The organism is Sphingomonas sp. BAUL-RG-20F-R05-02 (assembly GCF_022662305.1).
Taxonomy (GTDB): Bacteria; Pseudomonadota; Alphaproteobacteria; order Sphingomonadales; family Sphingomonadaceae; genus Sphingomonas.
This window is the reverse complement of record NZ_JAKNQH010000006.1, coordinates 143,599-155,042: the sequence shown is the minus strand read 5'-3', so window position 1 is coordinate 155,042 and position 11,444 is coordinate 143,599. Positions and strand designations below refer to the sequence as shown.

The following is an 11,444-nucleotide window of genomic DNA, read 5'->3' as shown; positions in this document are numbered from 1 at the left end:
AGAAGCCGCTTGGTAAGTCTGCAAAAAGGCCAGTCGGTACGGCTGGAGAAATCGGGCGGCGGCACGCTGACGCACGTCGCGATGGGTCTGGGCTGGGACGTGCGCAAGGCCAAGGGTCTGCTCGGCCTGTTCGGCGGCGGTGGCGGCGATATCGATCTCGACGCATCGTGCCTGATGTTCGACGGGCAGCGCACGCTGGTCGATCAGGTGTGGTTCCGGCAGCTTTCCAGCCATGACGGCAGCATCGTCCACAGTGGCGACAACCGCACCGGCGCGGGCGACGGCGATGACGAGACGATCAACGTCGATCTCACGCGTTTGCCGCCGAAGGTGGAGACGCTGGTGTTTACCGTCAACAGCTTCACCGGCGACAGCTTCGACCGGATCGCCAACGCCTATTGTCGCGTGGTCGATACGACGATGGGCAAGGAACTCGCGCGCTATGACCTGACCGGCTCGGGCGCGCATACCGGCCAGGTGATGGCCAAGCTGTCCCGCGCCGGCGGCGGCTGGGAGATGAAGGCGCTGGGTGAGCGCACCACCGGTCGCACCTTCAAGGACATGATGGGCAATATCCTCGCGACGCTGTGATGCGGCGCGCGATGCTCCGGAGGGCGGCCGCATGAGCGATCTGCAACGCGGCGGCAACGCGCCCGTGCCCGTGCCCGCGTCGGCGCTGACGGTTACGCTCGCGTGGCCGCAGGCCGGGGGCGTGGCGGTCGACGTCTCCGCGTTTCTGCTCGACGCCGTCGGCCGGGTGCGGGGTGACGCCGACATGGTGTTCTACAACCAGCCGGAAGGGGCGAGTGGCGCGGTGCGCTTCGTCGCGTCGGCAGGGCAGGGCCGGTTCACCGTCGAACCCGCAACGCTCCCCGATATGGTCGAGCGGATCGTGTTCTGCGTGACGATCGACACCGCCGGCGCGCGTGGGTTGACGCTGGCGCGGATCGATGGCGCGGAGATCACCGTGGCCGCATCCGGCACCGTACCCGCGGTGCGGTTCCGCCCGGCATTGGCCGATGCGAGCGAAGCGGCGATGGTGTTCGGCGAACTGTACCGCCGCGCCGGCCAGTGGAAGTTCCGCGCGGTCGGCCAGGGTTTCGATGGCGGCCTAGCCCCACTCGCGCGCTCGTTCGGGATCGACGTGGCGGACGTTGCTGCCCCAACGCCAGTTCCGCCGCCGCCGCCGCGCACGGTCAACCTTGCGAAGGTGACGCTGGAGAAGCGCGGCCAGACCGTCAGTCTCGAAAAGCGCGGCGCAAGTTTCGGCGAGATTACCGTCAACCTCAACTGGTCGCGCGGGCGACGCGGGCTGTTCGGCGGCGGCGCGATTGACCTCGATCTCGGCTGCCTGTTCGAGCTTGCCGATGGTCGCAGGGGCGCGGTGCAGGCGGTCGGCCGCGCGTTCGGGTCGTTCGCACAGGCGCCCTTCGTCGCACTGTCGGGGGACGATCGCACCGGCGACGTGTCGCAAGGCGAGACGCTGCGCATCAACGGCGCGCACTGGCCGGACATCCGCCGCGTCGCGGTGTTTGCGACGATCTATGCGGGTGTGCCCAACTGGCAGCAGACCGATGGCGTGGTGCTGGTGACGATGCCGGACCAACCGCCGATCGAGCTGCGCTTGACGGAGGGGCGGAACGATCACCGGCTGTGTGGCGTCGTGCTGATCGAGAATGACGGTGGCCGCGTGCGGCTGACCCGCATCGTCGATTACATGCGCGACCAGCGTATGCTCGACGAAACGCTGGGCTGGGGGCTGCAATGGGTCCATGGCCGCAAGGATTGAAGGCCGCGTCACGCGGCGAAACCGGGGGGTAGACGTGTTCAAATATTTCAAGGGATCGCTGATCTTCACAATGCTGTGCCTCGCCATCGGCGCGTGGCTCGGCTGGGAGATCACGCATGACATCGCCGGTACGCTCGGCGTGTTGTGGATCATCCTCGTGCTCGGCGTGCTGGAGACGTCGCTGTCGTTCGACAATGCCGTCGTCAACGCGACCGTGCTGCGCGACATGGATGCCAAGTGGCGGCGACGTTTCCTTACCTGGGGCATCATCATCGCCGTGTTCGGGATGCGGATCGTGTTCCCGCTGGTGATCGTCGGCATCGCCGCGCACCTGGGGCCGATCGACGCGCTCAAGCTCGCCGCGACCGACCCGGTCAATTACGAGCGCATCATCACCGGCGCGCATGTCGGCATTTCCGGGTTCGGCGGCGCGTTCCTCGGCATGGTCGGGCTGACCTTCTTCCTTGATGAGGACAAGCACCTGAACTGGATCGGCCTGATCGAACGGCCGCTCGGCGCATTGTCGCAGATTTCGGGGCTGGCGATCGGCTTGGTGCTGCTGGCGCTGTACGGCATCTCGCGGCTGATCGCGCCGGCGGACGCGATGACGTTCATCGCCGCCGGCATCTTCGGACTGGTCGCGTACATCGCGGTGCAGGCGATCGGCTCCGTGCTGGAGAGCGACGACGACGCAGAGGGTTCGGATGGGGCGACCGCCGCGACCGCTGCCGTCGCCAAGGCGGGTCTGGCGGCGTTCCTGTACCTCGAAGTGCTCGACGCCAGCTTCTCGTTCGATGGCGTGATCGGCGCGTTCGCCCTCTCGAACAACCTGTTCATCATCGCGCTTGGCCTCGGCATCGGTGCGATGTTCGTGCGGTCGATGACGGTGATGCTGGTCGATCGCGGCACGCTTACCGAATATCGCTTCCTCGAACACGGAGCCTTTTATGCGATCGTCGCGTTGGCGGCGATCATGCTGCTGTCGGTTCGCTTCGAAATTCCGGAAACCGTTACCGGGCTGATCGGCGCGGCGTTCATCGGTCTCGCCTTCCTCGCCTCGGTGCGGAGCAATCGGGCGGAGGCGTGCGACGTCGTCACCGCCACCGGCGACCATATTCATCGCTAAGGAGCCACTATGTCGGTCAGTCTCAGCAAGGGCGGCAATATCAGCCTGTCGAAGGAAGAGCCGGGACTTACCAGCATCCTGATCGGCCTCGGCTGGGACACGCGGATGAGCGATGGCGCCGACTTCGATCTGGACGCCAGCGCCTTCCTGCTCGGCCCCGGCGACCGGGTGCGCGGCGATGAGGACTTCATCTTCTACAACAACCTGCGCTCCAGCGACGGCGCGGTCGAGCATACCGGCGACAACCGCACCGGCGCGGGCGAGGGCGATGATGAGGCGATCAAGGTCGATCTCACCCGTGTGCCGGCGGGCGTGCAGAAGATCGCAGTCACCGTGACGATCCACGAGGGCGAGGCGCGTCGGCAGAGTTTCGGCATGGTCTCGAACGCGTTCATCCGCATCGTCAACGACGCGACGGGGCGCGAAATCTCACGCTACGATCTCGCCGAGGATGCCTCGACCGAGACGGCAATGATCTTCGGCGAGGTGTACCGCCTGGGGGCTGAGTGGAAGTTTCGTGCCGTCGGGCAGGGGTATAAGGGTGGGCTCGGGCCGCTCGCGCGCAATTACGGCGTTCACGTCGGTTGAGTTTTGAGGCTGATACGGGAGACACGACATGGCAGTTTCACTCACCAAGGGCGGCAACGTCAGCCTCAGCAAGGAAGTCCCCGGGCTGACCGCGGTCAGCGTCGGGCTCGGCTGGGATACGCGCATGACGGACGGCAGCGACTTCGATCTCGACGCCAGCGTGTTCCTGCTGGGGGAGGGCGGCAAGGTCGGGTCGGACGAAGACTTCGTCTTCTACAACAATGCGCGCGGCGGCGGCGGCGCGGTCGTCCACCAGGGTGATAACCGCACTGGCGCCGGCGATGGCGACGACGAGGTGGTGATGGTGTCGCTCGACAAGATCCCCGCGCAGATCCAGCGGCTGAGCTTCGCGGTGACGATCCACGAGGCGGACGCGCGGCGGCAGAACTTCGGCATGGTCTCCAACGCGTTCATTCGCGTGGTAAATGCCGAGGGCGGTGCCGAGATCGCCCGCTACGACCTGTCGGAAGATGCCTCGACCGAGACGGCGATGATCTTCGGCGAGGTGTACCGCAGCAATGGCGAATGGAAGTTCAAGGCGATCGGTCAGGGCTTCGCCGGTGGCCTCGGCCCGCTCGCGCGGTCGTTCGGCGTCAACGTCTAGCGCAGCGGGTCGTCCTTGCCGTAGCGCGTCTCGATGAACTTCAGATTGTCGGCGAAACTGTCGAGATCGCCCTGCGCGAGCGTCCGCGACAGCGTCTCGACCCGCTCGATCATCCGCTCGAACCCTTGGTTGAGGTTGTAGCTGGCGGATCGGCCGGTCTGGCGGAAGATTTCGGCGCGGTGCGCGGGCGGGATCTCGGCATAGCTTTCGATCAGGCGGGGCAGGTGGCTGTCGCGCATCTGCCGCACCTCGGTCAGTGCCGATACCATCAACGCATCGCCCTGCGAGCGCGCCTCGATATCCGCTATCAGCGCGAGCAGCCGCGCCACCAGCGGACGGGAAGCGTCGGGAAGGCGCGGATCGTCAGCGGACACGGCGGGCGCCGGCGGCTCCGCGCGCGGCGGTGCCGGCGCGGGACTTGCCGGCCCGTTCAGCCACACCGCCAGTTTATCCAGAAACCCTGTCACCGCACACTCACGTCAACCCGCTCGAACTGTCGTAGAGCATCGGGGCGGAGCCGCGCTAGAGCCGTTTTCGTGGGTTAGCGCGAACCCGGCGACCGCCCCGCCTCCGCCGCCGCGATCGCCGCCTGCGCCTGCGCGAGCGCATCGTCGAGGATACGGCGAACGTCGCGGGCGTCACCGCCCGCCGCGCGCGCGGCGTCGACGGTCCGGTCTAGCGCGGCAGTCTGCTCGGCAAGGCGCTGGCTGCCTGCGATCGCCTGCCGCGCGGCGATCGCGGTGCGCAGCGCGGCGACGCTGGTGTCGCGCGCCCGCGCCAGCGTGTCGGCGAGCGCCCGCTGGCTCTCCGCGATCAGCCCGAGCGTCAACACGCCCTGCTGTGTGACGGCGGCCTGCGTGAGCAGATCCTGTTCGCGCGCCAGCAACCGCTCGGCCACCGCCTCGCGCAGAAACTGCGCGCGCTCCGGGCTGTCGATCGCGAGCTCGCGCGCGGCGGCTTCCACCGCGCCGCCACACGCGCGCACCAGCGCGAGCGCACCATCGAGCCCTGCCGCCGCCGCGCTCAGCCGCTTGAGATCGGTGTCGAGGCCGATCAGCGACAGCGCCACCGCATCGCGCTCCCGGTCGAGCGTCTCCACCAGCGTGGCGATGTCGATCGGCGGCTCGGCCTGGACTCGGCGACGGAAGAACGACGGTTGCGGCGGCGGCGCATCGACGCGCGCGATCAGCGCCTGCAACGCGGACAGGCTCGCCTGCGCGGAGCGGCTTGCGGTCACGCCCCGATCCAGCCGCGCGCTCGCGTCCGCCGCCGCTGCGATCGCCTGCCGACCGAGCGCGTCGACCCGCGCCAGCACCGTGGCGTCGTCGGCCGCCAGCCACTGGCGCAGGGCAAGACGCGCCTCGGCACGCGCGTCGCTTTGAGAAACGGGAAGGTCGGTCATCCTATTGTCTTAGCCGCTCGTGCGGTCGCTTGCACCCGCCGCGCACCCTTACGCGTTGGTGGTCGCGCATGACGATCCTCATTCCCGTCCTCGGCGACCAGGTGTCGCATGATCTCGCATCGCTCCGCGATGTACCGCGCGGCGAATCGGTGGTGCTGATGATGGAGGTGGCGGAGGAAACCACCTACGTCCGCCACCACAAACGCAAGATCGCACTGATCTTTTCCGCCATGCGGCATTTCGCCGAGGAGCTGCGCGCGGCCGGCTGGCAGGTCGATTACGTCCGGCTCGATGATCCCGACAACTCCGGCAGCTTCACCGGCGAGGTCGCCCGCGCGGTCGAGCGGCACCGGCCCACCACGATCCGCATCGTCGAATCGGGCGAATGGCGGGTGAAGGCGATGATCGACGGCTGGTCGAAACGCTTCGGCATCCCGGTCGAGGACCTGAACGACGACCGCTTCATCTGCGGCATCCTCGAATTCCAGACCTGGGCACAGTCGCGGGGCGATCTGGTGATGGAGTTCTTCTACCGGGAGATGCGCCGCAAGACCGGGCTGCTCATGCAGCCGGACGGCAAGCCCGAGGGCGGCCAGTGGAACCTCGACAAGGAAAATCGCGCGCCGCCCAAGCGCGGTCTCAACTATCCCGAGCCGATGCACTTCACCCCCGACGCGATTACGGCCGAGGTGCTCGCGCTGGTGGCGAGCCGCTTCTCGGGTCACTTCGGGCGGCTGGAAAAGTTCGCGCTCCCCGTGACCGCGCACGAGGCGCGGCAGGCGCTGACCCACTTCATCCGCACCGCTCTGCCCGATTTCGGCACCTATCAGGACGCGATGGTGACCGGGCAGGACTGGCTGTACCACTCATGGCTCAGCCCCGCGCTCAACCTTGGGCTGCTCACCCCGCTCGAGGTCGCGCAGGCCGCCGTCGACGCTTATGCCGCGGGCGAAGCGCCGCTCAACGCGGTGGAGGGGTTCGTTCGCCAGATCATCGGCTGGCGGGAATATGTGCGCGGCTATTACTGGCTTGAGATGCCCGACGTCGCCACCGCCAACGCGCTGGAGGCGACCCGCCCGCTGCCCGAATTCTACTGGACCGGCGATACCGACATGCTGTGCATGGCCGAGGCGGTGCGCAACACCCGCGATCATGGCTATGCGCATCATATCCAGCGGCTGATGGTGCTCGGCAACTTCGCGATGCTGGCCGGGGTGCGTCCACAGGAGGTCGCCGACTGGTTCCTCGTCGTCTATGCCGACGCCTATGAATGGGTCGAATTGCCCAACGTGATCGGCATGAGCCAGCACGCCGATGGCGGCCGGATGGCGACCAAGCCCTATGCCGGCGGCGGCGCGTACATCAACCGTATGTCGGACCATTGTGGCCGTTGCCGCTACGACGTGAAGCAGAAGACCGGGCCGGATGCCTGTCCGTTCAACGCGCTGTACTGGGATTTCCTGGCGCGCCACGAACGCCGCTTCCGTGGCAATCGACGGATGAGCAACATGTACGGCACCTGGGACAAGATGCAGCCGGAAGCGCGCGCGGCGTACCGCGATAGTGCGGCGGCGTTCCTCGACGCGATGGAACCGGCCGCGCAGGGCTGGGCGCGTTAGCCGATCAGCGCGACCTGTGCGGGCGAGAAACCATGACCGATCAGCGTCTCACGCTCCGGCGCCGGGATCATGCCTTCGACGCGGGCGAGGATCGCCGCCCGCCGCAACGCCTCCAGTCGGGCATTGGCGAGCGGTGCGACCGGTCGCACCGCGAACGCCCATGCGATCAGCCGCGCGAAACGGCCCGGCGCGCGCACGCTGCTGACCGTTTCATGCGCGGCGAGTTGCAGGACGAGCGCCTCCTCCGCGTTGAACACGGGCGTCTCCGGATCAACGGAGCGTTCGCCTGCTGCGGGTGCGGCCATATCGCGGAAGTGATACATGTTGTGGATCCGAAACTAACTGTGAAGCCGGTAGCGCATGCTGCGCTGCAAAAACAGTGATAAGTCGGAAACGGAGCGTATCGTTTATATGCCATCAGGCGCCGGGTGGATTGCCCTGGTCGCGGTTGCTGGGCAGCGGCGCGTGGATCGTGGCGCAGATCTCACGCAGCGCGGTCTTCAGGCCTTCCTCCAGCGTGGGGTGATAAAACGGCAGCTCCAGCACGCCGGTCGCCGTCTCGCCGCGCTGCACCGCCCAGGCGATCAGGTGGCCAAGGTGGTCCATGCCCGGCCCCACCATCTCCGCGCCGGTCAACCGCCCGTCCGGGCGTGCGGCATACAGCCGCACCAGTCCCTCCGCCCGCGCCTCGATCTTGGCCCGGCCCTGATCCGCGAAGGATGCGCAACCGATCACGCTATCGTCCTCGGCGGGCGCGCCGATCACCGCCACTGGCGGGTCGGTGAAGGTGATCGCGAACGGCGCGCAGCGTTCCTCTCGCGTTACCTCGGGCCAGGTCGCGGCATTGGCGCCGGCGATCGCGCCTTCGTCGGACGCTTCGTGCAGCACCGGCACCATGGCATCGGCATCGCCGGCGATGAACACGCTCGACGTTCCGCATTGCAGCGTTTCGGGATCGAACGTCGGCACGCCATGATCGTCAAGATCGAGGCCGGTGGTGTCGAGCCCGAGGTCCGCCACGCTCGGCGGGCGCCCGGTCGCAACCAGCACGCGCTCGAACCGTCCCTCGCCCGCAGCGGGTCCGTCCCAGCGCAGCACTGCGGCATCGCCCTCGCGCGCGACGCTGATCTCCACGCCGAGGTGCATCGCCATGTCGCGCTGGATGATCTCGCGCAGCGCCGCCTCGACCTTTTCATCCTTCAGCCCCGCCAGCGTCTCGCCCTTGTCGAGCAACGTCACCGCGACACCCAGCCGCGCGAACGCCTGCGCCAATTCCAGCCCGAGCGCGCCTGCGCCGACCACTGCCAAGGACGTCGGCAGCTCCTCAAGCTCGAACACGGTTTCGTTGGTGAGCACGAGATCGCCAAGGCTCGCGAACATCTCCGGCACCTTCGGCCGCGAGCCGGTCGCGATCACTACCGCTTTGGCCGTGACGCGGCGACCGTCGCTGAGCCGCAGCGTGGTCGCGCCTTCGAACGTCGCACGCGCCCGCACCTGCACGCCGTCCGGCAGCGCGGCGATGGTCTCGCAGGTCGCGGCGACGAACGCGTCTCGCATCGACCGCACCCGCGCCATCACCGCAGCACCATCGACCCCGGTCTCGCCCACGACGATGCCGAACACGTCGGCCTTGGCGACACCATGTGCGGCAGCGGCGGCGGTGATCAGCAGTTTGGAGGGCATGCACCCGACCGAGGCGCAGGTCGTGCCGCCAAAGGACTCGTCGATCAGCAGCGTCGTCGCGCCGGCCTTACGCGCGCTCCGCTCCGCAGCGAGGCCGGCGGTGCCCGCGCCGATGACGGCGACGTCGCAGGAAAGATCGGTGATGGTGTGCTCCTCATCGGCAGGACGCCGTTGCCAAGCCAAAAGCGACGATAGCCGGCAAAGTTCCTGCGGTAGCCTGTTCCGGGCTGGCGGATACCGACAGGGTCGGGCACGTTGAACAGGCGTCGCAACGAGTTAGGATCGCATGCCCCACGCCAGCAATATCGTCCTCTGCGACGGCCCGGATAGCCCGCACGCATTTGACATCGTGCCGCTCCAGCCGCGTACCGGTACGCTCGATGCGCTGTGCCCAGTGTGCAAGGGCCATGGCCAGTGGAATACCGAGATCGATCTGGTCAGCTTCCGCTGCAAGCGGGCATCGTGCGGCCGTTGCTATGGCGAAGGCTGGATCGAAACCGGCGATGATCCGATCGGCTTGCCCGATATCGAGTTGACCGCCGGCGGCTACCCCAAATGGACGATCCGATACGTGCCGCACGAAGACGCCGATCTGCCCGATCCCGCCGCGCCGGGCCTCGCCGAGACCTGATCGCGCGTCTACCTCACCTTTCCATCAAGCGAGACGATCATGGCTGACGATAACACCGACAACCGCAACCAGCCCGAAGGCTATGTCCCGCCGGAGATCTGGACGTGGGACACATCGAACGGCGGGCAGTTCGCCAGCATCAACCGCCCGGTATCGGGCGCGACGCACGACAAGGTGCTGCCGGTTGGTAAACATCCGCTGCAACTCTATTCGATGGGCACGCCCAACGGGCAGAAGGTGACGATCCTGCTCGAAGAACTGCTCGCCGCCGGTCACGCCGGTGCCGAGTACGACGCCTGGCTGATCGAGATCGGCAAGGGCGATCAGTTCGGCAGCGGCTTCGTGGAGATCAACCCCAACTCGAAGATCCCCGCGCTCGCCGACCACTCCACCGATCCGGTGACCCGTGTGTTCGAAAGCGGATCAATCCTGATCTATCTAGCCGAGAAGTTCGGCGCGTTCCTGCCGACGGCCGGACCCGCCCGTACCGAGACGCTCAACTGGCTGATGTGGCAGATGGGCTCCGCGCCGTTCGTCGGCGGCGGCTTCGGGCATTTCTACGCCTATGCGCCCTTCAAGATCCAGTATGCGATCGACCGCTATGCGATGGAGACGAAGCGCCAGCTTCACGTGCTGGACACCCACCTCGCCGCGCACCGGTATCTTGCCGGGGACGACTATACGATCGCCGATATGGCGGTGTGGCCCTGGTATGGCGGGGTGCTGAACGGCGCGTACAATGCCAAGACGTTCCTGAACGTCACGGAATACAGCAACCTCGCGCGCTGGTCCGAACTGGTCGGCGGGCGGGAGGCAGTGCGGCGTGGGCGCATGGTCAACCGCGTGGCCGGGCCGGGGGCTTTCCTGCGCGAGCGTCACGACGCCGCCGACTTCAACGCGGCGGAGACGCCTTCCGCCTGATCCGGTGATTGGCGCGGTGGCACGGGGTACGCCGTGCCACCGAACGCGTCAGGCGATGCCGGCGCCGCCGGTTACGCCGTACACCTCACCGTTGATGAAGCTGCCTTCCTGGCTGGCGAGCAGCACGTAGACCGGCGCCAACTCGACCGGCTGGCCGGGGCGGCCGTAGCTGCTTTCCGAGCCGAATTTCTCCACCGCCTCCGGAGGCTGGCCGCCCGAGGACTGCAACGCGGTCCAGAACGGTCCCGGCGCGACGACGTTGGCGCGAATACCCTTCTCCAGCAACTGCTTGGCGAGCGCCTTCGTATAGGCAACGATGCCGGCCTTGGTGGTGGCATAGTCGAGCAGGATCGCCGAGGGTTCGTACGCCTGGATCGACGCGGTGGTCACCACCGAAGCACCCGCCGGCAGGTGCGGCACCGCGGCCTGCGCGATCCAGTGCATCGCATAGAGGTTAGTCTTCATGGTCTTGTCGAAATCGTCCGACGTCACCTTGGAGATATCTTCCCGGTTCTGCTGGCGGCCGGCATTAATGACGAGAATGTCGAGCCCGCCGAGCTTCTCGACCGCTTGCGCGACGAGCTCGCGGCACCACGCCTCGTCGGTGATGTCACCGGGCAGGTCGACCGCGGAGCGGCCCTCCGCCTCGATCAACTGAATAACTTCCGTGGCATCGGGTTGCTCGGTGGCGAGGTGCGAGATCGCGACGTCGGCGCCCTCGCGCGCGAACGCGATCGCCACCGCGCGGCCGATGCCGCTGTCGCCGCCGGTGATGAGCGCCTTGCGCCCTTTCAACCGACCGGCACCGACGTAGCTGGTTTCGCCGTGGTCAGGCTTGGGGTCCATCTCGCTCGCGAGACCGGGGACGGGCTGCGGCTGACGCGGGAACGGTGGGCCGGGATATTGCGTGCGGGGATCCTGCATGGTCAGGCGGTCGCTCATGCGTAACTCCTTGATTGTCAGCCGCTTCAGCGGTTGAGCGTGGCTGCGGTTCCCGGCGGATGCTTGGGTTTTTCCGATGCCGCGGCGCGCGATAGGGTCGACGTGCCGCTGGCTTTGCGGCCCGGTAATTTTTCTTGCT

The 11,444-nt window shown here is 67.2% G+C and carries 13 protein-coding genes; 8 read left to right on the top strand and 5 right to left on the bottom strand.

Annotated elements, in window-relative coordinates; genetic code table 11:
• The first annotated feature begins 9 nt into the window (after positions 1-9).
• The 5 genes from L8F97_RS14620 to L8F97_RS14600 are packed head-to-tail and all read left to right on the top strand — an operon-like array spanning position 10 to position 4,107.
• Positions 10-591, top strand: coding sequence for a TerD family protein (locus L8F97_RS14620; RefSeq protein ID WP_242151621.1), 582 nt, complete (start codon positions 10-12; stop codon positions 589-591).
• A 31-nt stretch (positions 592-622) separates the two neighbouring features.
• Positions 623-1,789 carry a TerD family protein gene (locus L8F97_RS14615; RefSeq protein ID WP_242151617.1) on the top strand — a complete coding sequence of 389 codons (1,167 nt, stop codon included), beginning with the start codon at positions 623-625 and terminating at the stop codon, positions 1,787-1,789.
• A complete protein-coding gene (locus tag L8F97_RS14610; RefSeq protein WP_242151614.1) occupies positions 1,773-2,915 on the top strand; it encodes a DUF475 domain-containing protein in 1,143 nt (380 codons plus the stop codon). The genes L8F97_RS14615 and L8F97_RS14610 overlap by 17 nt, the downstream gene beginning before the upstream one ends.
• Positions 2,916-2,924: 9 nt before the next feature.
• Positions 2,925-3,503 (top strand): TerD family protein, encoded by a 579-nt coding sequence (locus L8F97_RS14605; protein WP_242151612.1) that lies wholly within the window; start codon positions 2,925-2,927, stop codon positions 3,501-3,503.
• 28 nt (positions 3,504-3,531) lie between these two features.
• A complete protein-coding gene (locus L8F97_RS14600) occupies positions 3,532-4,107 on the top strand; it encodes a TerD family protein (protein WP_242151609.1) in 576 nt (191 codons plus the stop codon).
• Here L8F97_RS14600 and L8F97_RS14595 read toward each other — a convergent pair.
• Complete coding sequence (locus L8F97_RS14595; protein WP_242151605.1) at positions 4,104-4,574, bottom strand: hypothetical protein; 471 nt, start codon at positions 4,572-4,574, stop codon at positions 4,104-4,106. The genes L8F97_RS14600 and L8F97_RS14595 overlap by 4 nt on opposite strands.
• Before the next feature lie 74 nt (positions 4,575-4,648).
• Positions 4,649-5,509, bottom strand: a complete 861-nt coding sequence (locus tag L8F97_RS14590; RefSeq protein ID WP_242151603.1) for a toxic anion resistance protein — start codon at positions 5,507-5,509, stop codon at positions 4,649-4,651.
• Between the two features lie 68 nt (positions 5,510-5,577).
• On the opposite strand from L8F97_RS14590, the gene L8F97_RS14585 reads away from it, so the two are divergent.
• Positions 5,578-7,128, top strand: a complete 1,551-nt coding sequence (locus L8F97_RS14585; RefSeq protein ID WP_242151600.1) for a cryptochrome/photolyase family protein — start codon at positions 5,578-5,580, stop codon at positions 7,126-7,128.
• On the opposite strand, the gene L8F97_RS14580 is transcribed toward L8F97_RS14585, so the two are convergent.
• Positions 7,125-7,451, bottom strand: coding sequence for a hypothetical protein (locus L8F97_RS14580; RefSeq protein ID WP_242151598.1), 327 nt, complete (start codon positions 7,449-7,451; stop codon positions 7,125-7,127). The two genes, L8F97_RS14585 and L8F97_RS14580, sit on opposite strands and share 4 nt — an antisense overlap.
• 94 nt (positions 7,452-7,545) lie before the next feature.
• Positions 7,546-8,994 carry a dihydrolipoyl dehydrogenase gene (locus L8F97_RS14575; protein ID WP_242151596.1) on the bottom strand — a complete coding sequence of 483 codons (1,449 nt, stop codon included), beginning with the start codon at positions 8,992-8,994 and terminating at the stop codon, positions 7,546-7,548.
• Positions 8,995-9,097: 103 nt separating this feature from the next.
• Between L8F97_RS14575 and L8F97_RS14570 the strand changes: the two genes are divergently transcribed.
• Positions 9,098-9,442: a hypothetical protein gene (locus L8F97_RS14570; RefSeq protein ID WP_242151594.1), complete on the top strand. Its 345-nt coding sequence runs from the start codon at positions 9,098-9,100 to the stop codon at positions 9,440-9,442.
• A 39-nt stretch (positions 9,443-9,481) separates the two neighbouring features.
• Positions 9,482-10,363 (top strand): glutathione-dependent disulfide-bond oxidoreductase, encoded by an 882-nt coding sequence (gene yghU / locus L8F97_RS14565; protein ID WP_242151592.1) that lies wholly within the window; start codon positions 9,482-9,484, stop codon positions 10,361-10,363.
• 48 nt (positions 10,364-10,411) lie between these two features.
• Here yghU and L8F97_RS14560 read toward each other — a convergent pair whose 3' ends face one another.
• On the bottom strand, positions 10,412-11,305 hold the full coding sequence (locus L8F97_RS14560; protein WP_242151590.1) for an SDR family oxidoreductase: 894 nt from the start codon (positions 11,303-11,305) through the stop codon (positions 10,412-10,414).
• Positions 11,306-11,444 lie beyond the last annotated feature (139 nt).